Genomic DNA, 24449 nt, shown 5'->3' with positions numbered 1-24449 from the left:
GCAGCCTATGCGGGCCTCACTCCGAGATCACCGGGAATTTCCGCGGCGCCAGCAGCAGAAGCACCAGGAACGCCAGTGCCGCCGCGCCCGCCGCCCCCAGGTACACGGCGTGCACCGCGTCGGCGATCGCCCGCCGTACCGGCTCCGAGCCGGCGCCCGGGGCCAGGGCCCGGGTCACGGAGTCGAGGTCGCTCGCCCCGCCGAGCCGCGAGGCCAGTACGCCGTTGGCGACCGCGCCGAAGAGGGCGGCGCCGATGGTCTGGCCGGTCTGGCGGCAGAAGAGGACCGACGCCGTCGTCGTACCCCGCTCCGACCACACCACCGTCGACTGCACGCCGACGATCAGCGGGAGCTGGAACAGGCCCAGGGCCGCACCCAGGAGCAGCATCAGGACCGTCGGCTGCCACGCGTGGCCCGGATACGGCAGGAAGGGGAAGGCGAACAGGATCAGCGCCGCCGCGCCCATCCCGAGCATCGCCGTGTTGCGGAACCCGATCCGCCGGTACACGTGCTGGCTGAAGGCGGCCGACACCGGCCAGCTCAACGTCCAGACGCAGAGCACGAATCCGGCCGCCACCGGCGCCAGGCCCAGCACCGACTGGGCGTACGTCGGGAGGAACACCGTCGGCGCCACCATCAGCAGACCCAGGGCGCCCAGGGCGAGGTTGACGGCGGCGATCGTGCGGCGCCGCCAGACCCAGCCGGGGATGATCGGCTCGGCGGCCCGGCGTTCCACCAGGACGACCACCGCCACGAGCGCGAGTCCCGTGCCGAACAGGGCGACCGACGGTGCCGACAGCCACGGCCAGGCCACCCCGCCCTGCACCAGGGCCGTCAGCAGGACACCGCCGCAGGCGAACACCGCGAGGGCGCCCGCCCAGTCGACACGCGCGCGCGTGCCCGCCGTGGCGGAGCGCTCCGGCTCGTGCAGGAAGCGGACGATCAGCCACAACGCCACCGCGCCGATGGGCAGGTTGACGAGGAAGATCCACCGCCAGTCCGCGTACGCCGCCAGCACCCCGCCGACTCCCGGGCCCGCGACCGCCGACAGCGCCCACACCGTGGACAGCTTCGACTGGATCTTCGGGCGCTCCTTGAGGGGGTAGAGGTCCGCCGCCAGGGTCTGCACGGTGCCCTGCAGCGCGCCGCCGCCCAGGCCCTGCACGATCCGGAACGCGATCAGCGCGCCCATGTTCCAGGCGAGCGCGCACAGCAGCGAGCCCAGCAGGAACACCGCCGCGCCCGCGATCAGCACCGGCTTGCGGCCGAAGGTGTCGGACAGCTTGCCGTAGACCGGCAGGGTCACCGTCACGGCCAGCAGATAGCCCGAGAAGAGCCACGAGAAGACGGAGAAGCCGCCCAGGTCGCCGACGATCTGCGGGACGGCCGTGGAGACGATCGTCGAGTCGAGGGCCGCCAGCGCCATCGCGAGCATCAGCGCGGCGACGACGGCACCGCGGCGGCGAGGGTCCTGCGGGCGGTCGTCCGTCGCCGCGGGCTGTATGTGCGTGTCCCCCTGGCCCACCCGAGTTCCTTTCCCCTTGCATCTATCTGCCGCGGAACACCATCTCACTTGACCCTCACGTCGCGGCAGGGGGCAGCCTGAGCGAGCGGGCGGTGGACCGAGGGGTGGACAGGAGGGTGGAGCGGACCCCCAGACCGGCTCCACCCGCGGGTGGACCGCCCCTAGGGGTACCTCCGTACTACGGCTCGGGGAGGGTTCGTACCGCCGGAGGACGAGAAGGCACCGGGGCCGTCCATAACCTGGCTTCACGCCGCTCAGGACGGGCTCGGCGCGAGCCCGGGGCGGTGAACCGCAGGCGCGGGGGTGGGGTTTTCCCCCGTAGAAGACGGCGCTCAGCACCAGCGCGCCGGACCCCTCGCGGCGGCCAGACTCATCGATGTAACCGCAGCACGGACTTGACCGCAGCACGGACATAACCGCAGCACGTACGACCCGGCACGGATCCGACGGGGATCAGTGCGCGCCACTTATTGACCGACATAGGAGACATACCGTGACATCGGCTGTGACCATCACCAGGCACGGGGGCACTGGAGGGACTACGGCCGTTGCCGCGCGGGCGCGGCAGGTCGTCAAGGCGTACGGGTCCGGCGAGACCCGTGTCGTCGCCCTCGACCACGTGGACGTGGACATCGCACGCGGGCAGTTCACCGCGATCATGGGTCCCTCCGGATCCGGCAAGTCCACGCTCATGCACTGCCTCGCCGGGCTCGACACCGTCTCGTCCGGGCAGATCTACCTCGACGACACCGAGATCACCGGCCTGAAGGACAAGAAGCTCACGCAGCTGCGCCGGGACCGGATCGGGTTCATCTTCCAGGCGTTCAACCTGCTGCCCACGCTGAACGCCCTGGAGAACATCACGCTCCCCATGGACATCGCCGGGCGCAAGCCCGACAAGCAGTGGCTCGCCCGAGTCGTGGACACCGTCGGCCTGTCCGAGCGGCTCAAGCACCGGCCCACCCAGCTCTCCGGCGGCCAGCAGCAACGCGTCGCCGTGGCAAGGGCACTGGCCGCCCGCCCCGAGATCATCTTCGGTGACGAGCCGACCGGAAACCTCGACTCGCGCGCGGGCGCCGAGGTACTGGGCTTCCTGCGCCGCTCCGTGGACGAGCTCGGCCAGACCATCGTCATGGTCACCCACGACCCGGTGGCCGCCTCCTACGCGGACCGCGTCCTGTATCTCGCCGACGGCCGGATCGTCGACGAGATGTACAAGCCGACCGCGGACGCCGTCCTCGACCGGATGAAGGACTTCGACGCCCGGGGGCGTACGTCATGACCGTCCTGAAGACGTCGATGCGCAACTTCTTCGCGCACAAGGGGCGTATGGCCCTCTCGGCCGTGGCGGTGCTGCTGTCGGTGGCGTTCGTGTGCGGCACGCTGGTGTTCACCGACACCATGAACACGACGTTCGACAAGCTCTTCTCGACCACCGCGTCCGACGTCACGGTCTCCCCGAAGGCGGCCGAGAGCGACGACACCCCGCAGAACGGCAAGCCCGAGTCGCTGCCGGCCTCGACGGTCCAGCAGGTGGCAGAGGCGGACGGCGTCAAGTCCGCCGAGGGCGGGGTCAGTTCGATGAACGTGACCGTCGTCAATAGCGACAACAAGAACATGGGGTCCTCGACCGGCGCGCCCACCATCGCGGGCAACTGGACCAAGGGCGACCTGCGTTCGATGGAGATCACCTCCGGACACGCCCCGCGCGGGCCGACCGAGACCATGGTCGACGCCGACACCGCCGACAAGCACGACCTGAAGATCGGCGACGAACTGCGCACCATCTCCGTCGTCGGTGACTTCAAGGCGAAGATCGTCGGCATCGCCACCTTCAAGGTCACCAACCCCGGCGCCGCGATCGTCTACTTCGACACCGCCACCGCCCAGCGCGAACTCCTCGGCGCCGAGGGCCGGTTCACCCAGGTGTTCGCCACCGCCGCGGCCGGCGTCAGCGACACCCAGCTCAAGACGAACGTCACGAAGGCCCTGGACGGCTCGTACAAGATCCAGACGGCCAAGGAGAGCGCCGACGAGAACCGCGCCGACGTCGGCGAGTTCATGAACGTCATCAAGTACGCAATGCTCGGCTTCGCCGGGATCGCGTTCCTGGTCGGCATCTTCCTGATCATCAACACCTTCTCGATGCTGGTCGCCCAGCGCACCCGCGAGATCGGCCTGATGCGGGCCATCGGCTCCTCCCGCAAGCAGGTCAACCGCTCGGTGCTGGTGGAGTCCCTGCTCCTCGGCTTCGTCGGCTCGGTCCTCGGTGTCGGCGCGGGCGTCGGCATCGCCATCGGCCTGATGAAGCTCATGGGCATGGCCGGCATGAACCTCTCCACCGAGGACCTGACGATCGCCTGGACCACCCCGGTCATCGGCATGGTCCTGGGCGTCGTCGTCACCGTCCTCGCCGCCTATCTGCCCGCCCGCCGGGCCGGCAAGGTCTCCCCGATGGCCGCCCTGCGCGACGCCGGTACGCCGGCCGACGGCAAGGCGGGCTGGGTCCGCGCTCTGACCGGGCTGGTCCTGACCGGCGCGGGCGGCTACGCCCTCTACGCGTCCGCCACCGCCGACACGGCGAAGGACGGCTCCCTGCTGCTGGCCGCCGGAGTGGTCCTGTCCCTCATCGGCTTCGTGGTCATCGGCCCGCTGCTGGCGGGCGGGGTCGTACGGGTGATCAGCGCGGTGCTGCTGCGGGCCTTCGGCCCGGTCGGCCGCATGGCCGAGCGCAACGCCCTGCGCAACCCGCGCCGCACCGGGGCCACGGGCGCGGCCCTGATGATCGGCCTGGCCCTGGTGGCCTGTCTGTCCGTGGTCGGCTCCTCGATGGTCGCCTCGGCCACCAGCGAGCTCGACAAGTCGGTCGGCGCGGACTTCATCGTCGGCGGCGGCCAGCGGATCGTCCCGCAGGCCGAGAAGGCCATGGAGCAGAGCCCGGGCCTGGCGCACGTCACGCGGTACAAGGAGCTGGAGGCGACCCTGACCTCCCCCGACGGCAAGAAGGACACCGCGGGTGTCACCGCCGCCGACCCCTCCTACGCCAAGGACCTGCGCCGCCCGACGACGGAGGGCACCCTCTCCGCCGCCTACGGCAACGACTCCATGTCCGTCGGCTCCGACTACGCCAAGTCCCACGGCGTCCACGTCGGCGACACCATCACCGTCGCCTTCAAGGGCGGCGACACGGCGAAGCTCAAGGTCGCGGCGATCACGGACGACAGCGGTGCGCTGGACCAGGGCGCGCGCTACCTCTCCATCGCGACGATGAAGAAGTACGTCCCCGCCGACCAGATCCCGCCGAACACGATGATGTTCGCCAAGGCCGTGGACGGCCAGGAGAAGCAGGCCTACGCGGCGCTGAAGAAGTCCCTCGACAACTACCCGCAGTACCAGGTCCGCGACCAGACCGACTACAAGCAGGAGCTCAAGGACCAGGTCGGCCAGCTGCTGAACATGGTCTACGGCCTGCTGGGTCTGGCGATCATCGTCGCGGTGCTCGGCGTGGTGAACACCCTGGCCCTGTCGGTGGTGGAACGCACGCGGGAGATCGGCCTGATGCGGGCGATCGGCCTCTCACGACGCCAGCTGCGGCGCATGATCCGCATGGAGTCGGTCGTGATCGCCCTCTTCGGCGCCCTGCTCGGCCTCGGCCTGGGCATGGGCTGGGGAGCCACGGCCCAGAAGCTGCTGGCGATGGAGGGCCTGAACGTCCTCGACATCCCCTGGCCGACCATCATCGGGGTGTTCGTCGGCTCGGCCTTCGTGGGCCTGTTCGCCGCGCTGGTGCCGGCGTTCCGGGCGGGCCGGATGAATGTCCTGAACGCGATCGCGACCGAGTAGCCATATCGAACGGGGGACCAGCGGGGGATCAACGGGGGCAGGGCCCGGCGCCGAGAAGTCACGGGGGACTTCTTGGCGCCGGGTTCGTTGGTTTCGGTTGTTGTGGGGGACGGGGTGCGGCGCCACATGGACGCCGGTGCAGGTGATTCAGCCCGTCTGGGGGCGCCCCCTCTGGGGGAGTTTGAGGACGAGGCCTTTTCGGGGCCGAAGCGGGGGTCTGGGGGCGGCAGCCCCCAGGACGCGGGGTCGAAGGGGCGGCACAGCCCCTGGGGACGGGACGGGTAGGGGCGGCCGGGGCGAGAAAAAGACTGCCGCCGCCGAGGGCGCGCACGTCACGGACCCGGCGTTGTCCACAGCCCCGGCACCCGCGCCGACGCCGACGTACGCTGGAGACCCCCCGGCCGGTCACCGCGTCGGGCGATTCGCGTTGCCCACCCTCGGACGAAAGCCGCCCCGAATGAGCCTGCACGGTCTGCTCGACGCCGTCGTCAAGGACACCGCCCTCGCGGAAGCGATCACCGCGGCCGCAGACGGCAACCGCATGCACGTCGACCTGGTCGGCCCCCCGGCGGCCCGCCCCTTCGCGATCGCCGCCCTCGCCAGGGAGGCCGGCCGCCCGGTACTCGCCGTGACGGCGACGGGCCGCGAGGCCGAGGACCTCGCCGCGGCCCTGCGCTCCCTCCTCCCCCCGGAGGGCGTGGTCGAGTACCCCTCGTGGGAGACCCTCCCGCACGAGCGCCTCAGCCCCCGCAGCGACACCGTGGGCCGCCGCCTCGCCGTCCTGCGCCGCCTGGCCCACCCCCGCCCGGACGACCCCGAGACGGGCCCGGTCTCGGTGGTCGTGGCCCCGGTGCGCTCGGTCCTCCAGCCCCAGGTCAAGGGCCTCGGCGACCTGGAACCCGTAGCCCTGCGGACCGGCCGCACGGCCGACCTCAACCAGATCGTCGAAGCCCTCGCGGCCGCCGCCTACGCGCGCGTGGAGCTCGTCGAGAAGCGCGGCGAGTTCGCCGTACGAGGCGGCATCCTGGACGTCTTCCCGCCCACGGAGGAGCACCCCCTCCGCATCGAGTTCTGGGGCGACGACGTCGAGGAGATCCGCTACTTCAAGGTCGCCGACCAGCGTTCCCTGGAGGTCGCCGAACACGGCCTGTGGGCCCCGCCCTGCCGAGAACTGCTGCTCACCGACGAGGTACGCGCGCGTGCCGCCGACCTCGCCGAACAGCACCCCGAGCTCGGCGAACTCCTCGGCAAGATCGCCGAGGGCATCGCGGTGGAGGGCATGGAGTCCCTCGCGCCGGTCCTCGTCGACGACATGGAGCTGCTGATCGACGTCCTGCCCAAGGACGCCATGGCCGTCGTGTGCGATCCGGAGCGGGTACGCACGCGTGCCGCGGATCTCGTGGCGACCTCGCAGGAGTTCCTGCAGGCCTCCTGGGCGGCCACGGCGGGCGGCGGCGAGGCGCCGATCGACGTCGGCGCGGCCTCGCTGTGGTCGATCGTGGACGTCCGCGACCGCGCGCGCGAGCTGGACATGATGTGGTGGTCGGTGTCGCCGTTCGCCGCGGACCTGGAGCTGGAGGCGGACACCCTCCAGCTCGGCATGCACGCACCCGAGACCTACCGCGGTGACACCGCGAAGGCCCTCGCCGACACCAAGGGCTGGCTCGCCGAGGGCTGGCGCACGGTCTTCGTGACCGAGGGCCACGGCCCGGCGGCCCGCACGGTCGAGGTGCTGGGCGGCGAGGGCATCGCGGCCCGCCTGGCTGCGGCTGATTCAAAGACGGGGGAGCTGGGGGAGATCGCGCCGTCCGTCGTGCACGTGGCGTGCGGTTCGATCGACTACGGCTTCGTCGACCCGTCGCTGAAGCTCGCCGTGCTCACCGAGACCGACCTGACCGGGCAGAAGGCGGCCGGCAAGGACGGCGCCCGCATGCCCGCGCGGCGCCGCAAGACGATCGACCCGCTCACCCTGGAGGCGGGCGACTACATCGTCCACGAGCAGCACGGCGTCGGCCGTTACATCGAGATGGTCCAGCGCACGGTGCAGGGCGCCACGCGCGAGTACCTCGTCGTCGAGTACGCCCCCGCCAAGCGCGGCCAGCCCGGCGACCGCCTCTACATCCCGACGGACCAGCTGGAACAGATCACGAAGTACGTCGGCGGCGAGGCGCCCACCCTCCACCGCCTCGGCGGCGCGGACTGGACGAAGACCAAGGCGCGCGCGAAGAAGGCCGTCAAGGAGATCGCGGCGGACCTCATCAAGCTCTACAGCGCGCGCATGGCCGCCCCCGGCCACACTTTCGGCCCGGACACCCCGTGGCAGCGTGAGCTGGAGGACGCGTTCCCGTACGCGGAGACCCCCGACCAGCTGACGACCATCGCCGAGGTCAAGGAGGACATGGAGAAGTCGGTCCCGATGGACCGGCTGATCTGCGGCGACGTCGGCTACGGCAAGACGGAGATCGCGGTCCGGGCCGCGTTCAAGGCGGTGCAGGACGGCAAGCAGGTCGCGGTCCTGGTCCCGACCACCCTGCTGGTGCAGCAGCACTTCGGCACGTTCAGCGAGCGCTACTCGCAATTCCCGGTGAACGTGAGGGCGTTGAGCCGCTTCCAGACGGACACGGAGGCGAAGGCGGTCCTGGAGGGCCTGAAGGACGGCGCGGTGGACGTGGTGATCGGCACCCACCGCCTGTTCTCCTCGGAGACCAAGTTCAAGGACCTGGGCCTGGTCATCGTCGACGAGGAGCAGCGCTTCGGCGTCGAGCACAAGGAGCAGCTGAAGAAGCTCCGCGCCAACGTCGACGTACTGACGATGTCCGCGACCCCGATCCCCAGGACCCTGGAGATGGCGGTCACGGGCATCCGCGAGATGTCGACGATCACGACGCCGCCGGAGGAGCGTCACCCGGTCCTGACCTTCGTCGGCCCGTACGAGGAGAAGCAGATCGGGGCGGCGATCCGCCGTGAACTGCTGCGCGAGGGCCAGGTCTTCTACATCCACAACCGGGTCGAGTCGATCGACCGCGCGGCCGCCCGCCTGCGCGAGATCGTCCCCGAGGCACGGATCGCGACCGCCCACGGGCAGATGTCGGAGTCGGCGCTGGAGCAGGTGGTCGTCGACTTCTGGGAGAAGAAGTTCGACGTGCTGGTCTCGACGACGATCGTGGAATCGGGCATCGACATCTCGAACGCCAACACGCTGATCGTGGAGCGAGGCGACAACTTCGGCCTGTCGCAGCTGCACCAGCTGCGCGGCCGAGTGGGGCGCGGGCGCGAGCGCGGGTACGCGTACTTCCTGTACCCGCCGGAGAAGCCGCTGACGGAAACGGCCCACGAGCGGCTCGCGACCATCGCCCAGCACACGGAGATGGGCGCGGGCATGTACGTCGCCATGAAGGACCTGGAGATCCGGGGAGCCGGAAACCTCCTCGGCGGCGAACAGTCCGGCCACATCGCGGGCGTCGGCTTCGACCTGTACGTCCGCATGGTCGGCGAGGCGGTGGCCGACTACCGCGCCTCCCTGGAGGGCGGTGTCGAGGAGGAGCCGCCCCTGGAGGTCAAGATCGAGCTCCCGGTCGACGCCCACGTCCCGCACGACTACGCCCCCGGCGAGCGGCTCCGCCTCCAGGCCTACCGCTCCATCGCCTCCGCCAACACCGAGGAGGACATCAAGGCCGTACGCGAAGAACTCGTCGACCGCTACGGCAAGTTGCCCGAGCCCGTGGAGAACCTCCTCCTCGTGGCGGGCCTGCGGATGCTGGCACGCGCGTGTGGCGTCGGCGAGGTGGTGCTGCAGGGCAACAACATCCGTTTCGCACCGGTGGAGTTGCGGGAGTCACAGGAACTGCGGGTCAAGCGGCTGTACCCGGGGACGGTGATCAAGCCGGCGGTGCACCAGGTGCTGGTGCCTCGGCCGAAGACGGCGAAGGTGGGCGGGAAGCCGTTGGTCGGGCGGGAGTTGCTGGGCTGGGTGGGGGAGTTTCTGGCGTCGATCCTGGGGTCGTAGGGTGCGGTGATTCCGGGGGCGCGACCTGCTGTTCTCCGGAGCCATGGCGGGCATGGCCGACGGGGGACGCAGAGGCGGGGTCGCCCGGGTGAGGGCGACCTGTGTGCTGGTCGCCGGGGCGTTGGCGTACGCCCCGGCGGGGGAGAACGGCGAGCCGGGGTGTCGGACCGCAGTGGCCTGGTGTCCATGACCGTGGCGCTGCCCGCCCCGGCCATCGCCGTCCTCGGGTTGCTGTGGGCACGCCCCGGCGCCCACGAGGACGAGGCCGCGGCGGTTGCCGGCTCGCGCGTGCGGTGCGGCATCCGCAGCCGGTGCTGCACCTCTGACCAGCCCGCTTCCCTGACGAGCCCGCTTCCCTGACGAGCCCGCTACCCGGCGCTGAACAGCGTCCCTGCCAGCGTCCGGAACACCTCTTCGGGATCCCGTTCCCCCACCGGCCCGTCCAGGTTGTGCCCGAGCAGCAGCGTGGCGAAGCCGTGGGCGAGGGACCAGGCGGCGACGCCGGCGAGGCGGGGCTCGATCCCCTCGGGACGTACTCCGGACACGGCCTCCCGCAGCGCGTCCCCGGCGAGTGCCCGCGCAGTGGTCAGCTCAAGATCCTCCGCCCGCAACAGCCCCGGCGCGAACATCACCTGAAAGTGCGCCGGATGCTCCCGGGCGAACCGCACATAGCGCACCCCCGCCTCCTTGAGGTCCGGCGCCTCCCGTAGCGCGGCCGCCAGCAACCCGAACCCCTCCGCCGCGATCGCCGTGAGCAGCCCGGTCCGGTCCTTGAAGTGATGCGCAGGCGCCGCGTGCGACACCCCGGCCCGGCGGGCGAGGTCGCGCAGGCTCAGAGCGGAGGGGCCGTTCGCGGCGATGACGTCGAGCGCGGCGGTGAGGATGGCGCGGCGTAGATCGCCGTGGTGGTAGGGGCGGCGCGGGGGATCGGCGGGGGGAGTTCCGGTGGGGACCATGGGAAGCAGCGTACGCGCAAACTAGTCATTGACAAGTTGGCGTCGGCCGGGCAATCTTGTCAGTGACAAGTTATGGAGCGGTCCCGAAGCACGCGAATCCGAAGAGCCCGGATACGACGAGGAGTCACGCCATGTCACAGCACGAGAGCGAGACGGGTGCGGCGGCCACCGCCACCGTCGCCCCGGCCCGGGTGCGCCAGCTCTGGCACCTGCTCGAACCCCTGCATGCGGTCCTCTACTACGCACCGGAGGTCTTCGAGGAGGCCGAGGCCCTCGGCTACGACACCAAGGACCGCTGGCCGAGCTACTTCCCTTTCCGCGCGGCGCCGTTGGGGCCGGTGGGTGCCGAGCGTGTGACATCCGCCTTCTACAGCTTCAGCCCCCGTATGGTCGCCGAACATGTCGACGCCGCATGGCGCGTCGCCCGCCCCGAGGCGGTGCTGGCGGCGCGGCTGCGCGGCATCGACCGGGCGTACCGCGCGATATTCGGCGACCGGGTCGACAGCCCCGACCTGGCGGAGGCCGCTGCCCTCGCCCGCCGCGCCGCCGAAGCGGTGAACACCGAGGGCCGCCCGCTCGCCGCGGCCAACGCCGAACTGGAATGGCCCACGGCACCACATCTCCAGCTGTGGCATGCGGCGACGATCCTCCGCGAGCACCGCGGCGACGGCCACCTCGCCGCCCTCCTCGTCGCCGGCCTCGACGCGGTCGAATCGCTCGTCTCCTTCGCGGCGATAGGTGCCGCATCCGTCGAGCGCTTCGAGAGCCGAGGCTGGAGCGGTGCGGAATGGGCGGCCGCGCGTGAACGCCTCGCCGCCCGGGGCCTGATCGACCAGGACGGTACGGCGACGGAGTCCGGCCGCGCCCTGCGTCACCAGGTCGAGCAGCACACCGACCGACTCGCCGCCACACCTTGGCAGTCCCTCGGCGTCACGGACACCGACCGGCTCGTCGAACTGCTCGGCGACTATTGGGTGGCGGTCCTGTCCTCCGGTCTGCTCCCTTCGGAGACGACGCTGGGGATCGGAAAGGTGTGAGGCGAGGGAGGCGGCGGGGTGGCCGCGGCGCCCGACGAAGGGAAACGCGAAGCCGTCCGCGGGAGTTGAGTCTCTGCGGACGGCCTCGGTTCAAAGGTGGTTCAGGGAACCCCGGTCCGGGCGGTACGCCCGGCGAGGGTCTCGTGTTCCTCCGTGGGTCTGGTGGACTTACGGCTGTTCGGGCCGGTCGCGGTCCATGCCCATCGCGCCTTCGATCTTCTGCTGCGCGTCGTCGACCTGGCTCTCGTACTTGTTGCCCGTCTTCTCGTTGACCTTCCGTTCCGCCGCGTCGGACATGTCCTTGGCCTTGTCCTGAGCCATGCGGTTGCTCTTGAACCTGTCGAGGATGCCCATCCAGAGCTCCTTCCGGAGGTGACTCGATACGACAATACGCCCGGCTTGAGAAGTATGCCCCTTGAGGCCCGGTATGGTCTGGACCTCTCGGCCAGTACGGTGAGAGCAGGCACGACAGCCAGTGCGGGGCGGAACAAGGAAACAAAGGGGAGGGACGCACCGTGACGCGTCTGAGGGGTGGGGCGGCGGGCGCCGCGGCGATGCTCGGCATGGTCGTACTGCTCGCCGGTTGCGAGGGAGTGGATCTGCCCTCCGACAGTGAGCCCTCCGGCTCCGGCCCGGCCGCCGGTTCCGGCCGTGCGGTGAGCCCGCTGGACAACCCGGACGGCACCGGACCGGGCCTCGCGGCCCTCACCTCGGAGGCCGACAGAAGCAAGGCCCGGGCTCTCATCGAGAAGGTGGAGACCAAGGGACGCGGCCCCAAGACCGGGTACGACCGGGACGAGTTCGGCTACGCCTGGATGGACTCGGCCCCCGGCGGCATCCCCTTCTCCCGCAACGGCTGCGACACCCGCAACGACCTCCTCAAGCGCGACGGCGACGACGTCCGCTTCCGCTCCGGCTCCGACTGCGTGGTCGTCTCCATGACCCTCGCCGACCCCTACACCGGCAAGGAGATCGACTGGGTCAAGTCCCGTGCCACGGCGGTGCAGATAGACCACGTGATGCCGCTGTCGTACGACTGGCAGATGGGCGCCTCACGCTGGGACAAGGGCAAGCGGGAGGACATCGCCAACGATCCGCTCAACCTGATCCCGGTGGACGGCCCGGCCAACAGCTCCAAGGGCGACTCCGGACCCGCCTCCTGGCTGCCGCCGAACAAGTCGATCCGCTGCTCCTACTCGGTGCGCTTCGCGCAGGTCTCGTTGAAGTACGAGCTTCCCGTGACAAAGGCCGACAAGGAGATGATGCTGCGCCAGTGCGGAGGCTGAGACCTCGCCCGCGGGCCGGAAATCCGTTACCCGGCCGCCGGGCCGCCTGCCTAGGGTGACCGCATGGAACTGAAGGTGTCGAGTCTCGCCGAGCGCCCCGACGACCTCGAGCGAGCGGTCGGAATGCCCGACAGCTGGCCGGAGTTCGTCACCCGGGACCTCGTCGGCGACTACCACTACGGCCGGATCGCCAGAGAGTTCCCGGCGTACGTGCTGTTCGCCGAGGACGAGCGGGGCGAGGTCGTCGCCACCGGGTTCAGCGTGCCGTTCGCCCTCGCCGCCGAGGGCCGGGGCGAGCTGCCCGCCCGGGGCTGGGACGAAGTACTGCTGTGGGCCTTCTCCGATCTGCGCCGCGGGGTGCGGCCCGACACGGTCAGCGCGATCTCCATCAACGTCCGGCCCGACCTCCAGGGCAAGGGTCTGTCCGGCCGCATGCTCTCCGCGATGCGCGACAACGCCCGCGCGCACGGCTTCGGCGAGGTCATCGCCCCGGTCCGCCCCAGCGCCAAGCATCTCGAACCGCACACCCCCATCGCGGAGTACGCCCATCGCGTACGCCCCGACGGGCTCCCGCACGACCCGTGGCTGCGCGTGCACGCGAGGGCCGGCGCCACCATCGAGGCGGTGGCACCGGCGTCCATGACGGTCGTCGGCTCGCTGGAGCAGTGGCGCAGCTGGACCGGGCTGCCCTTCGACACCGCGGGCGACATCGAGGTGCCCGGGGCGCTGGTGCCCGTACGGTGCGAGCCGGAGCAGGGGTACGCGGTGTACGTCGAGCCCAACGTGTGGATGCGGCACCCGCTGTAGCGAGTACGGCGGTTCAGGCGCCCAGCGCGTCGAGGTCGAGGATCTCGCCGCTGGGCTTCTTCGCCGGGACGGGCTCGTCGTACTCGCTGAAGGCGAGGGTGCCCGGGTCCGTCGTGGACGTGCTGTCGACCTGGAGCAGATACGGCTCGCCCTCGGTGGCGACGTACAGCGTGTAACGCTCCTTGCCGTCCCGTTCGTGCAGGACGATCGCGGGCGTGCCGTTCACGGTGGTCGTCTTGCCGCGCGAGGCGTCGGAGTGCACGTCGTCGGCGTCGCCGAGGACCGTGTCGAGGTCGCAGAAGCCCGCGATCTCCTTGGCGTCCTCGCCCTTGGCGGACATCTTGGTCCACTTGCCGGCGAGCAGCGCCACGGCCGCGTCGACGTCGGACTTCTTCTCGCCCTTGCTCTGGGCGCGCAGGAAGGCCTCGTCGTACTTCATGTAGACGGTGTCGCCGACCTTGATCAGATCGGCCTTGCCCTGGCCGCCGACGCTCATCGTGCCGGCGCAGTCGCCCTTCTTGTTCAGGGCCATGTCCATGGTGATGGTCGAGCCGGACGCCTCGTCGGGGACGTCGCCCTTCACCCGCACCGACGAGGCACCGGTCGTGGCCTCGGCGGCCCGCTCGGCGATCTCGCCGCCGGTCAGCCCGGCGAACGGCTCCTTCGCCTTGCTCGGTGTGCTCGACGGAGTGGACGCGGCCTTGCCCGGGTCGTTGTCCGTCTTGTCCTTGCTGGACTGACAGCCGGTGAGGGCGAGAGCGGTCGCGGCGGTGAGGCAGACAGTGGCAAGTGCGGTGCGACGCATGGCGATTCCTCGGTGGTGTTCGGGGTGGTGTCGGCAGTGGTGTTCGCGGTGGTGTTCTGGGTCGCGTTCTTGGCGGTGCCGCGATGGGTGATCGGGGGCGGCGGGAGAGTGTCGGGCGCGTCAGGACGGGCTGAGACGCGCCGGACGGCTCCGAAGTGCACCGGGGCGCACCGGGACGCACTGGGATGCGCCGCGATGCGTCGGGCGGGGCACTGATGTGGGTGCGCCCCGCCGCTCCCGCCGTACGGTGGCCGGCGTCAGCCGGTCTTCTTCCAGTCGGTGCAGCCGGACGTCTTGAAGTAGGTGTCCGAGGCGCTGATCTTGACGACGGCCGAGCCGGAGACGTTGTTGTTCGCGATGATCGAGTCGAGGCCGTGCTCGGCGTCCTTGGTGCGCTCCCAGTAGCACATGTCGTCCTCGTTGCCGGTGGACTTGTAGGTGCCGGGGGCGATGTCGACGCCGACTCTGTACATGCCGCCGTCACCGGCCATCTTCGCGGCGGGCGTGCCCTTCGCCTTGGGGTCGACGGCCTCCCAGTCGTTGCAGTCGCTCGACTTGAAGAGCTTGTCGGTGGCCTTGACGGTGACGTAACTGGTGCCGGTGACATTGTCGTTGGCGAGCAGCGAGTCCAGCTCGCCCGAGGCGTCCTTGGCGCGCTCCCAGTAGCACATGCCGTCGGTGTTGCCGGTGGTGCGATAGGTGCCGGGCTCGATGTCCGTGCCGACCTCGAACTCGCCGTCCCCCTCGAAGGCGACCTTCTTCTCCTCGGCCTTCTCCTCGGCCTGCTCCTCCGTCTTGTCCCCGGCCGACTTCGCCGAGTCCTTCTCGCCGCCGGGCTTCGCCTGGGCGGACGACGAAGAGCCCTTGTCGCTGCTCGTGGAGTCGCTGTCGCCGGAGTTCGCCGAGACGGCACCGATGACGACGATCCCCACGACGGCCCCCAGCGCGACCTTGCCCTTCATCCCCATGACTGTGTCCCCTCCCCACACGGTGACAGCCGCCGATCGGCTGCCCCCGTTCGCTGGGTCAATAAGAGCATGCGCTGTGAACCGAGTCAACACGATTCACGGGGAGGTCTGCGTACACGCGCGTGAATGGGTAGATCTTGCGTACGCCGCTATGCTCGGCGTCACACGCGAACGCGACGGCGCGCGGGGGACACGCAGGACGACGAGGGGAGCCGGGCCCGTGCAGGACAACGCCACAGAGGTGACCGCCGCCGGGATCGCACGACTGGCGGGCGTCGGACGCGCCGCCGTCAGTAACTGGCGCCGCCGTCACGCCGACTTCCCCAAGCCGGTCGGCGGCACCGAGACCAGCCCCTCCTTCTCCCTCGCCGAGGTCGAGGCATGGCTGCGCGACCAGGGCAAACTCGCTGAGGTCCCCCTGCGTGAACGCGTCTGGCAGCAACTCGCAGGCCATCCCGAGGGGCCGGTCACCGCGCTGACCCACGCCGGCTGCGTCCTGCTGCTCATCCATGACCGGCCGACCGTGTGGCTGGACGTCGGCGCCGGCTCCGACGAACGCCTCGCGGAGGTGCTGCCCGCGGCGCTGGTGGAGGTGTTGACGCCACGGTTCGGGGGCGGGGCGGCTGTGAACTCAGCCGGTGCCGTGAACTTCGCCGGTGCCGCGAGCGCGGCCGGTGTTGTGAATCCGGCCGATGCTGTGAACAGCTCGGGGGCGGGCAGCGGCGGCTCGGACGCCGGGGACGGGTTGGCGGGTGGCGGCTCGTCGGGCGGTGGCTCGGCTGTTGTGAACGGGCCGGGGGTCGACGGTGATCCGGTCGGCGTGAACAACCCGAGTGGCGCGCGCCCCCACTCCGCCGTTCACGCCCCTGCCCCTGCCCCTGCCTCAGCCCCGGCCGTCCACGCTCCCGCGTCCGCCGTTCACGCCCCCACCACCCCCGAACTCCTCCTCTCCGCCCCCCTCCTGCGCGGCGCCGCCGAACTCGCCGCCGAGCTGGGCGCCCGGCAGACCTTCGAGTTCCTGCTCGGCCGGCACCTCGACGCCAACCCGCGCCAGTACACGCTCACCCCTGCCGACCTCGCCGGACTCATGGCAGACCTCGCCGGTCCCGCCCGCACCGTCCTCGACCCGGCCTGCGGCACCGGCGCCCTCCTGCGCGCCGTCACCACCCGCGCCGACCAGGAGCTGTACGCCCAGGACAGCGCCCCCGAGCTCGCCGCGCTCACCGCACTCCGGCTCGCGCTCCACACGCGCGCCGGCGTGCGCGGCGCCGCCGGCGACACCCTGCGCGCCGACGCCTTCCCCGAACTGCGCGCCGACGCCGTCCTGTGCCACCCGCCGTTCAACGAGCGCAACTGGGGGCACGACGAACTCGCCTACGACGCCCGCTGGGAGTACGGCTTCCCCGCCCGCACCGAGTCCGAGCTGGCCTGGGTGCAGCACGCGCTCGCCCGCCTCAGGGACGGTGGCACCGCCGTACTCCTCATGCCGCCCGCCGCAGCCTCCCGCCGCTCGGGCCGCCGTATCCGCGCCGACCTGCTGCGCCGCGGTGCGCTGCGCGCCGTCGTCGCCCTGCCGGTCGGCGCGGCACCGCCGTACAACATCCCGCTCCACCTGTGGGTGCTGCGCCGCCCTGAGAAGGCGCCCGCCCAGCCCGAGGTCCTGCTCGCCGACACCGGGCAGTTCGCCACGGAGGGGCGCGGCGGGCCCGACTGGCGCGAGGTGCGGGAGGCCGTGCTCGACGCCTGGCGCGCCTTCGACCGCACGGGTGCGCTGGAGGAGCGTCCCGGGCTCGTGCGCTCCCTGCCCGTCATCGAGCTCCTCGACGACGACGTGGACCTGGCCCCCGCCCGCCATCTGCCGCCCCCGACCGCGGCCGAGGGCACCGGTGCGCTCACCGCCGTACGCGAGAACCTCGGCGAGACCCTGCGGCTGACCGCCGACCTCACCCCGCCGCCCGCCGAGGCCGCACACCCCGTGCCGCGCTGGCCGCTCACCACCATCGGCGAACTCGCGCGCGGCGGCGCCCTGGGCTTGCGCACCGGCGGGAACGGCGGCCACGCGCGCGTGCCCGTCCTCACCGACCACGATGTCCTCGCCGGCACCGCCCCCTCCGGCACGCTCCCCGAGAGCGACGAGGAGGCCGTGCTGGTCGAGCCTGGCGACGTCGTCGTGCCGGTGCTCGGCGGAGGCTCGGTGGCGCGCGTGATCGACGATGCGACGGGGGGCGCCGCCCTGGGGCGCAACCTCGCGCTCCTGCGCCCCGACCCCGCGGCGCTCGACCCCTGGTTCCTCGCCGGTTTCCTGCGCGGCACCGCCAACCACCGCCAGGCCAGCAGCTACGCCTCCACCGCCACCCGCCTGGACGTGCGCCGCCTCCAGCTGCCCCGGCTCCCGCTCGACGAACAACGGCGCTACGGCGCGCGCTTCCGCGCACTCGACGAGTTCGAGCGGGCGCTCAGGCGCGCGGGCCGGCTCGGGGAGCAGCTCGTGCGCGGGATGTACGACGGCCTCACGGACGGCACGGTCGCGCCCGACTGACGCCCCTACGGCGCGGCGCCCCGCGAGGCGCGCACGCCCATGGCGCGCGCCCACAGCGCACGCCCGGCGCGGAAGATGACCTTCCGCACGCCCCCACGGCGGCCCGCGCCGCCGCACGACGTGACCAGTGCGACAACGGTTCGGTACAACCCGGGACCGCATGTCGGTGTCGGCCTATACGCTTCGAACTCTGTCGTTCCCAGTCGTTCGTTCGTCCCATCGTCCCATCGGCCCATCCGTCCGGGAGCAGTCATGTACGGCCACGGCGCGGTGCCGCCCGCCCGCAGCGCGGCAACCGTCATCACCCTGCGCGTGCTGTTCGCCTGCGCCGGCCTCCTGTCGTGCGGACTGCTCGCGTGCGTGCCGCTGTTCCGGCTGGCCATCCTGCGCGGGAAGTGGTTCGACTGGCTGCTGGCGTGGATCAGCCTGCCGTTGTCCGTCACGGGGCTCGCGGTGGTCGGCTCGGTGCCGGAGACGGACGTCAAGTCGGACATCGCGCTCGGCGTGATCCTGCTGCTCGGCGCGTTCAGCTGTGTGTACTTCCTGGTGATGGACATCCGGTACCACAACCGGCCGCAGCAGTTCGGCGGTTACGCGCCGCCGCAGGCCACGACCGTCCCCATGCCGCACGGGCACGCCGGGTACGGCTATCCGCAGCCCGCGTCCCCGTACACCACGGCGCCCACCCACCAGCCCGTGCCGCAGCAGCCGCCCGCGACGGCGTTCCAGCCGCCCGCCCCGATACCACAGCCGCCACCGCACCAGCCCGCGCCCGCGCGCATCGACCAGGTGCGCGCCGAACTCGACGAACTCAGCGACTACCTGCGCAACCACGACGGCAGGAACCACGGCGGTCAGGACAACGGCGGCAGGAACCACGGCGGCCACGAGGGCGGAAGGTGACCGTGGCGACAGGACGCGTCGTCGCAGGCCGCTATGAACTGTCCACGCTCATCGGACAGGGCGGCATGGGACAGGTCTGGACGGCCTACGACCAGCGCCTCGACCGACGCGTGGCGGTCAAGCTCCTGCGCCCCGACAAGGTGGCGGGCCAGGAGGCCGACGAACTGCGCCGCCGGTTCGTCCGCGAATGCCGCGTCACCGCACAGGTCGACCACCCCGGCCTCGTCACCGTCCACGACGCGGGCAGCGAGGGCGAGGAGCTCTTCCTCGTCATGCAGTACGTCGACGGCGCGGACCTCTCCGACCATCTCGCCGAACACGACCCGTACCCCTGGCAGTGGGCCGTCGCGGTCGCCGCGCAACTCTGCGCCGTGCTGAGCGCCGTGCACGCCGTCCCGATCGTCCACCGCGACCTCAAGCCGCGCAACGTGATGGTGAAGCAGGACGGCACCGTGACCGTCCTCGACCTCGGCGTCGCCTCCGTCATGGACGCCGACACCACGCGCCTCACCCACACCGGCACCCCCATCGGCTCGCCCGCCTACATGGCGCCCGAGCAGGCCATGGGCGGCGCGGTCGGCCCCTACACCGACCTGTACGCACTCGGCGTACTCCTCCACGAACTCCTCAGCGGCGACGTCCCGTTCTCCGGCTCCACGGCGCTCGGCGTACTCCACCGCCACCTCTACGAGCCCCCGCTCCCCGTGCGCCGCCTGCGCTCCGAGGTCCCCGAGGCGCTGGAGACACTCGTCCTGCGCCTGCTCGCCAAGGACCCGCAACACCGCCCCGCCAGCGCGCAGGAGGTGTACGAGGACCTGGCGCTGCTCCTGCCCGCGCGAGGCACCCCCACAGGGGCGCCCCTCGACCCCACGCGCCCCTTCCTGCGCCCGCACGCTCCCTGGCCGGACCGCGCCCGCACCCCCGCGCCCCAGCCGGCGCCCGCCACGCCGCTCGCGCCCCCCGCCGAGAAACCCGACGTCGCGCGCGCCGTCGACGAGGTCAAGCGCCTCCTCGGCGAGGGCCGCATCACCCAGGCCGTCGACATCCTCGGCGCGATCCTGCCCGCGGCCGCCGAACAGCACGGCCCGCACTCCCCGGTCGTACGCACCCTGCGCAAGCAGTACGCCGCCACCCTCATGGACGACGGCCAGTACCGGCGCGCGCTGCCCGAACTGCGCCGCCTCGCCGACGAACGCGCCGCCGAGGCCGGCCAGGCAGACCCCCAGGCCCTGCGCTTCCGCTACGAGGCCGCCCAGTGCCTGGAACAGCTCGGCGAACCGGCGGCCGCGCTCGCCGAGTACCGCGCGCTGCTCCCGTACTACGAGAACCAGTACGTGGCCGGCGACCCCGAGCTCGCCCACGACGTCCGCCGCCGCATCGGCCACCTCCTGCTCGCCCTCGGCGACCGCGCCGCCGCCCACGACACCCTCGCGCGCCTCGTGCACGACGTGGAGCGCCTGCACGGCCCGGGCCACCCACTCGCGGTGGAGGTCCGGCGGACGCTGGAGTGGCTGGGACAGGTGCGGGGCTAGGTATTGGCGAGGGTCCGGTCCACCCGGGTCCAGGCGGCGCGGGCCGAGGCCGAGCCGAAGGCGCGTGCAGGGCGTGACGCGTGCGTGCCCGGCGTGACCGTGCCGGCGTCACCTCGCCCCTTCCCACGAGCCGCCCCGAGCCCCCGAGCCCCCCGACACCTTCACCCCCCGACACCTACACCCCCGGCGGCATCCCCGCCCCCGCCCCTGCCCCCACCCCCGCGTGTCACCACTCCCGAAGCGCGCCGGTGCCCGAAGTCCCGGTGAATCGTTGGTCGAATGGGTTGGCCAGAGCTTGCCCACTGCCTACCATCGATCACCGCAAGACTTTGTGCACCGTCGCACAAGCTCCCCGGGAGGCTTCCTTGCACCGCCGTCGTCGCACCGCGCTCCTCCTCTCCGCCGCGATCGCCGCGGCACCCCTCCTCACGGCCTGCGGAAACGATGCGCATCCGGGCGCGGCGGCCGTCGTCGGCGGCCAGCGGATCACCGTCGCCCAGCTGGAGACCAGGGTGAACGAGGTGCGCGAGGCGCAGCGCGCCGCGGTGCCGGACGAGGACCAGTACGCACAGGCCATCGCCAAGACCGGCACCCTCGCCCGGGACACCCTGCACAGCATGGTGCTCGACCAGGTGCTGCACCGCGCCGCCGAGGACGCGGGCGTGACCGTCACCCGCAAGGAGATCCAGGAGATGCGCACCGGCCTGGAACAACAGGCGGGCGGAGCCAAGGCCCTGGAGACCACGTGGCTCCAGCGGTACGGCATCGCTCCTGAGCGCCTCGACGAGAACCTCCGCCTCCAGCTGGAGGCCCAGAAACTCGCCGCCACGCTGGGCACCGACACCAGCACGGCCGAGTTCTGGCAGGCACTCTCCGCGGCGTCCAAGAAACTCGACGTCGACCTCAACCCCCGCTACGGCACCTGGGACGTGGACAAGAGCAGTCGCGTCGACGCGAAGACGCCGTGGGTACGCGAGGTCACGGCCGCGGGGACGCAGGAGACGGCGTAACGGTACGGCGCCGCTGACGGGCAGGTCCCGCAAGGCGACCGGACCTGCCTCACAGGCAGAGCCAGGCCCGTCTCACCGAGCGGGAGCGGTAGCCGTAGTCGTAGCGATAGCGGTAGCGGTCATACGATCACACCGAACTCCCCGGCCTGTGGACAACTGATCAGGTCTGTCGGCGGTGTGGGTTAGCTTCGAACCGTGAACACCACCAGCCCCGAAGCCGCCCCGGCCGCCGCCCCCGGCCGGATCGTCCTGCTCACCACCAGCCACCGCGTCGCCCCGGGCCTGCTGTCCTGGCCCGCCTGGCAGGCGCTGCACGCCGCCGACGAGGTGCTGTGCGCCGACGGCACGCACCCGCAGCTGCCGTATCTGCGCGAGGCCGGGATACGGGTCGCGGAGGCGTCCCCGAGCGCGGAGGAACTGGTCGGGATGTGCGCGGGCGGCCACACCGTGGTCGTGGTCGCGACGGGCGAAGGCGAACCGGCGCTCACCGACGGTCTCGCCCGCCTCGCCGGCTCGGGCCGGGTGTCCATGCCCGAACTGGAACTCCTCCCCGCCTCCTACGACCTCCCGGGCGCCCGCCTCCTCGACCTCGTCCAGGTCATGGACCGGATCCGCGCCGAGTGCCCCTGGTCCTCCCAGCAGACCCACAAGGGCCTGGCCAAGTACGGCATCGAGGAGGCCTACGAGCTCGTCGAGGCCATCGAGGACGGCGACCGCGACGAACTGCGCGAGGAACTGGGCGACGTCCTCCTCCAGGTCGTCTTCCACTCCCGCATCGCCGAGGAGGGCCGTGCAGAGGACGGGGCCGCCCCCTTCTCCATCGACGACGTCGCCGGCGGCATCGTCGCCAAGCTCATCCACCGCCACCCCCACGTCTTCGGCGACGAGACCGCGGCCACACCTGAGGAGGTCAAGGAACACTGGCTGCGCACGAAGGCCATAGAGAAACAACGCCAGTCGGTCACGGACGGCATCCCCCTCGGCCAGCCCGGCCTCGCCCTCGCCTCGAAACTGGCCTCCCGCGTACGGACGGCGGGCCTGGACGTCCCGCTGCCGAAGGGAGAGGGCATCGGCTACGAACTGCTCGCGCTGGCGGTACGGGCGGAGGCGGACGGGACTGATCCAGAGGCGGCGCTGCGGGCGGCGGCGCGGACCTACCGGGACGCTGTCCGGGCTGCCGAAGGGGCGTCAGCTTAGTACGGTTGGCTTCTTAGCCGGGTGCGGGGGCTTGCATGGAACGAGAGTTGGAGGAGTTGGCGGGCGCAGCGGCGGGGGTTCTCGTGTCTGCGATGGGCTCGTACGCCTGGGAACAGCGGGTCATGCCGTTTGCTCGTCCGCAGGGCGGACGAGGGCGATGCCGACGCCATGTTCATGCTCGGCGTCCTCGACGACGAGACTGCCGACAATGATGACGAGTCATTGAGGTGGTACCAGCAAGCTGCTGCGGCTGGTCATTCCTTGGCGATGGCCGTTGCTGGCTTCCGCCTCGCCGCCAGGCATGACCATCTGGCGGCGATACCACTCCTTGAGGCTGCCGCCGAGGCGGGTGACCCTGTTGCGGCAGGGCGCCTCGGCCGTCTGCTGCGGGACCGGGCCGAGTACTGGCTGGGGGAGGCGGCGAAGGCCGGCGTCACCGAAGCGGCCTACGATCTGGGTGAGCTGCTGATGTCCTGGCACGCCCCTGCTCAGAACGACGCCGAGAACTGGGAACAGGTGGCCGCGGCGGCTCAGGATGCTCTCGCTCGCCTGCGTCGTCCGGGCCGCCCCGACAAGAAGCTGAACCAGGGTAAGAGGTCGAATACGGTCAAGTAGTACGTGTTGGCACGCTTCTCGACCTCTCTGCGAGCATGTTTCCCGCATCAGGTGCACCATCCGGCCATGAATGGTGTGCGAGCCGTGGCCTGATCAGACGACGGTGAACTCCACCGGGAGGTTCCTCAGCCCGCGCATGATCAGACCGCCTCGCCAGCGCAAGTCCGCTGGATCGGCGGCGAGTTTGAGATCGGGTAGACGGCGCAGCAAGGTGGCCAGCGCGGTGCGGCCTTCGAGCCGGGCGAGCGGAGCGCCGATGCAGTAGTGGATGCCGTGTCCGTAGCCGAGGTGTTGGTTGTCCTGACGGTTGAGGTCGAGTACGTCTGGCTGTGCGAACCGGGCGGGATCACGATTCGCGGCGGCGAGGACCACGAGCACGGGATCGCCGGAAGAGATCAGGCGGTCGCCGATTTCCAGTGGTTCGGTCGCGTAGCGCCACGTCGCCAGCTCGACGGGGCCGTCGTAGCGGAGGAGTTCTTCGACGCCGCTGTCGAGCAGCTCTTGTTCGCCACTCTCGATCGATCTCTGTAGTTTTGCCCGCTGCTTCGGGTTGCGCAGCAGCGCGTACGTGCCGTTACCGATCAAGTTGATGACGGTTTCAAAACCGGCAAACAGCAGCACGAAGCACATAGCCGCCGCTTCGTTCTCGGAGAGGTGCTCGCCGTGGTCGGAAGCGCGGATGAGCCCGGAGATGAGGTCTTCGCCGGGGGCCGGGGTGTTGGGAAGCGCCTGCCGTTTGCGATGGATCAGCTCGGCGAGATAGACGCGCATCTTCTTCACGGACCGTGCGACGCCTCCCCGTGGTCCCCCCTGATGCCGGATCATCATCCCCGCCCAGTCCCGGAAGTCATCCTGGTCCTCGCTGGGGACGCCGAGCAGGTCGCAGATGGCGTAGATGGGGAGGGGGAACGCGAACTCGTGGATAAGGTCTGCGCTTCCTTTCTGCGCGAACTGGTCGATGAGGTGGTCGGTCAGCTCCTGCACTCGGGGCGCGAACTCGGCCACGCGCCTGGGCGTGAAAGCCTTGGAGACGAGCCGGCGAAGTCGTGTGTGGTCCGGCGGGTCGATATTGAGCAGATGGGTCATGAGGTTGGCGCTGCGCTCTCCTGGGATGCCCGTCTTGCTCTTGCCCCGCGCGTCTTCGGAATGGTGCACGGGGTTCTTGGAGAGCCGCTGGTCGGCGAGCGCCTGCTTGGCATCCGTGTACCGGGTGACCAGCCACGCTTCCACCCCGCTGGGAAGTGTGGTGCGGTGCACCGGCGAGTGTTCGCGGAGCCAGGCGTAGGAAGGGTAGGGGTCTGCGGCGAACTGCCAGTTGAAGAGCTCGGGTTCGGTGTTCGGGGCATTCACGGGGGTGACGGTACCGGGAACGGTGCCACATGAGTGAGATCGTCGAGTGGTGCACTTCCCCTTCAAGTGC

19 protein-coding genes are annotated in these 24449 nt (G+C 71.0%); 13 read left to right on the top strand and 6 right to left on the bottom strand.

Features of this window, described 5'->3' with window-relative positions; genetic code table 11:
* Positions 1 to 16: 16 nt before the first annotated feature.
* A complete protein-coding gene (locus tag PH203_RS14605) occupies positions 17 to 1504 on the bottom strand; it encodes an MFS transporter (RefSeq protein WP_289920714.1) in 1488 nt (495 codons plus the stop codon).
* 514 nt (positions 1505 to 2018) lie between these two features.
* On the opposite strand from PH203_RS14605, the gene PH203_RS14600 reads away from it, so the two are divergent.
* The 4 genes from PH203_RS14600 (at position 2019) to PH203_RS14585 (ending at position 9734) form a co-directional block, all read left to right on the top strand.
* Complete coding sequence (locus PH203_RS14600; protein WP_289920358.1) at positions 2019 to 2807, top strand: ABC transporter ATP-binding protein; 789 nt, start codon at positions 2019 to 2021, stop codon at positions 2805 to 2807.
* Complete coding sequence (locus PH203_RS14595) at positions 2804 to 5368, top strand: FtsX-like permease family protein (protein WP_289920356.1); 2565 nt, start codon at positions 2804 to 2806, stop codon at positions 5366 to 5368. Before PH203_RS14600 ends, PH203_RS14595 begins: the two co-directional genes overlap by 4 nt.
* 457 nt (positions 5369 to 5825) lie before the next feature.
* Positions 5826 to 9374 carry a transcription-repair coupling factor gene (gene mfd / locus PH203_RS14590; RefSeq protein ID WP_289920355.1) on the top strand — a complete coding sequence of 1183 codons (3549 nt, stop codon included), beginning with the start codon at positions 5826 to 5828 and terminating at the stop codon, positions 9372 to 9374.
* A 159-nt stretch (positions 9375 to 9533) separates the two neighbouring features.
* On the top strand, positions 9534 to 9734 hold the full coding sequence (locus PH203_RS14585) for a hypothetical protein (RefSeq protein ID WP_289920354.1): 201 nt from the start codon (positions 9534 to 9536) through the stop codon (positions 9732 to 9734).
* A gap of 8 nt (positions 9735 to 9742) precedes the next feature.
* Here the strand turns inward: PH203_RS14585 and PH203_RS14580 are convergent, their stop codons facing one another.
* Positions 9743 to 10330, bottom strand: a complete 588-nt coding sequence (locus PH203_RS14580; RefSeq protein ID WP_289920353.1) for a TetR/AcrR family transcriptional regulator — start codon at positions 10328 to 10330, stop codon at positions 9743 to 9745.
* 131 nt (positions 10331 to 10461) lie between these two features.
* On the opposite strand from PH203_RS14580, the gene PH203_RS14575 reads away from it, so the two are divergent.
* Positions 10462 to 11367 carry a hypothetical protein gene (locus tag PH203_RS14575; RefSeq protein ID WP_289920352.1) on the top strand — a complete coding sequence of 302 codons (906 nt, stop codon included), beginning with the start codon at positions 10462 to 10464 and terminating at the stop codon, positions 11365 to 11367.
* 168 nt (positions 11368 to 11535) lie between these two features.
* On the opposite strand, the gene PH203_RS14570 is transcribed toward PH203_RS14575, so the two are convergent.
* Positions 11536 to 11721, bottom strand: coding sequence for an antitoxin (locus PH203_RS14570; RefSeq protein WP_171147146.1), 186 nt, complete (start codon positions 11719 to 11721; stop codon positions 11536 to 11538).
* Between the two features lie 200 nt (positions 11722 to 11921).
* Here PH203_RS14570 and PH203_RS14565 point away from each other — a divergent pair, with 200 nt between their 5' ends.
* Complete coding sequence (locus PH203_RS14565; RefSeq protein WP_289920713.1) at positions 11922 to 12653, top strand: HNH endonuclease family protein; 732 nt, start codon at positions 11922 to 11924, stop codon at positions 12651 to 12653.
* Positions 12654 to 12716: 63 nt separating this feature from the next.
* Entirely contained in the window at positions 12717 to 13460 is a 744-nt protein-coding gene (locus PH203_RS14560) for an N-acetyltransferase (protein ID WP_289920351.1), read from the top strand.
* Between the two features lie 13 nt (positions 13461 to 13473).
* Here the strand turns inward: PH203_RS14560 and PH203_RS14555 are convergent, their stop codons facing one another.
* Positions 13474 to 14265, bottom strand: a complete 792-nt coding sequence (locus tag PH203_RS14555) for a hypothetical protein (protein WP_289920350.1) — start codon at positions 14263 to 14265, stop codon at positions 13474 to 13476.
* Between the two features lie 257 nt (positions 14266 to 14522).
* Positions 14523 to 15233, bottom strand: coding sequence for a hypothetical protein (locus PH203_RS14550; protein WP_289920349.1), 711 nt, complete (start codon positions 15231 to 15233; stop codon positions 14523 to 14525).
* Between the two features lie 220 nt (positions 15234 to 15453).
* Here PH203_RS14550 and PH203_RS14545 point away from each other — a divergent pair, with 220 nt between their 5' ends.
* From PH203_RS14545 to PH203_RS14520, 6 genes are all read left to right on the top strand, one after another.
* Positions 15454 to 17772, top strand: a complete 2319-nt coding sequence (locus PH203_RS14545) for an N-6 DNA methylase (protein WP_289920348.1) — start codon at positions 15454 to 15456, stop codon at positions 17770 to 17772.
* 252 nt (positions 17773 to 18024) lie between these two features.
* Complete coding sequence (locus PH203_RS14540) at positions 18025 to 18675, top strand: hypothetical protein (protein WP_289920347.1); 651 nt, start codon at positions 18025 to 18027, stop codon at positions 18673 to 18675.
* 38 nt (positions 18676 to 18713) lie between these two features.
* The gene (locus PH203_RS14535; protein ID WP_289920712.1) at positions 18714 to 20207 is read left to right on the top strand and encodes a serine/threonine-protein kinase; all 1494 of its coding nucleotides are present in this window, start codon (positions 18714 to 18716) and stop codon (positions 20205 to 20207) included.
* 365 nt (positions 20208 to 20572) lie between these two features.
* Positions 20573 to 21217 carry a SurA N-terminal domain-containing protein gene (locus PH203_RS14530; protein ID WP_289920346.1) on the top strand — a complete coding sequence of 215 codons (645 nt, stop codon included), beginning with the start codon at positions 20573 to 20575 and terminating at the stop codon, positions 21215 to 21217.
* A gap of 195 nt (positions 21218 to 21412) precedes the next feature.
* A complete protein-coding gene (locus PH203_RS14525; protein ID WP_289920345.1) occupies positions 21413 to 22414 on the top strand; it encodes a nucleoside triphosphate pyrophosphohydrolase in 1002 nt (333 codons plus the stop codon).
* A 168-nt stretch (positions 22415 to 22582) separates the two neighbouring features.
* Positions 22583 to 23029, top strand: a complete 447-nt coding sequence (locus PH203_RS14520; RefSeq protein WP_289920344.1) for a hypothetical protein — start codon at positions 22583 to 22585, stop codon at positions 23027 to 23029.
* Between the two features lie 93 nt (positions 23030 to 23122).
* Here PH203_RS14520 and PH203_RS14515 read toward each other — a convergent pair whose 3' ends face one another.
* The gene (locus PH203_RS14515; RefSeq protein WP_289920343.1) at positions 23123 to 24379 is read right to left on the bottom strand and encodes a cytochrome P450; all 1257 of its coding nucleotides are present in this window, start codon (positions 24377 to 24379) and stop codon (positions 23123 to 23125) included.
* Positions 24380 to 24449: the final 70 nt, after the last annotated feature.

Origin of the sequence: Streptomyces sp. S.PB5 (assembly GCF_030403745.1) — a bacterium.
In the GTDB taxonomy this organism is placed as follows: domain Bacteria; phylum Actinomycetota; class Actinomycetes; order Streptomycetales; family Streptomycetaceae; genus Streptomyces.
Note: the sequence above shows the minus strand (reverse complement) of the source record. Positions and strands in the feature narration are given on the sequence as shown.

Bases quoted from the DNA above. Each gene is read 5' to 3' on its own strand.
- mfd (WP_289920355.1), top strand. From the start codon at position 5,826: ATGAGCCTGCACGGTCTGCTCGACGCCGTCGTCAAGGACACCGCCCTC.
- PH203_RS14540 (WP_289920347.1), top strand. From the start codon at position 18,025: ATGTACGGCCACGGCGCGGTGCCGCCCGCCCGCAGCGCGGCAACCGTC.
- PH203_RS14555 (WP_289920350.1), bottom strand. From the start codon at position 14,265: ATGCGTCGCACCGCACTTGCCACTGTCTGCCTCACCGCCGCGACCGCT.
- PH203_RS14550 (WP_289920349.1), bottom strand. From the start codon at position 15,233: ATGGGGATGAAGGGCAAGGTCGCGCTGGGGGCCGTCGTGGGGATCGTC.
- PH203_RS14520 (WP_289920344.1), top strand. From the start codon at position 22,583: ATGTTCATGCTCGGCGTCCTCGACGACGAGACTGCCGACAATGATGAC.
- PH203_RS14575 (WP_289920352.1), top strand. From the start codon at position 10,462: ATGTCACAGCACGAGAGCGAGACGGGTGCGGCGGCCACCGCCACCGTC.
- PH203_RS14560 (WP_289920351.1), top strand. From the start codon at position 12,717: ATGGAACTGAAGGTGTCGAGTCTCGCCGAGCGCCCCGACGACCTCGAG.
- PH203_RS14580 (WP_289920353.1), bottom strand. From the start codon at position 10,330: ATGGTCCCCACCGGAACTCCCCCCGCCGATCCCCCGCGCCGCCCCTAC.
- PH203_RS14570 (WP_171147146.1), bottom strand. From the start codon at position 11,721: ATGGGCATCCTCGACAGGTTCAAGAGCAACCGCATGGCTCAGGACAAG.
- PH203_RS14565 (WP_289920713.1), top strand. From the start codon at position 11,922: ATGCTCGGCATGGTCGTACTGCTCGCCGGTTGCGAGGGAGTGGATCTG.
- PH203_RS14595 (WP_289920356.1), top strand. From the start codon at position 2,804: ATGACCGTCCTGAAGACGTCGATGCGCAACTTCTTCGCGCACAAGGGG.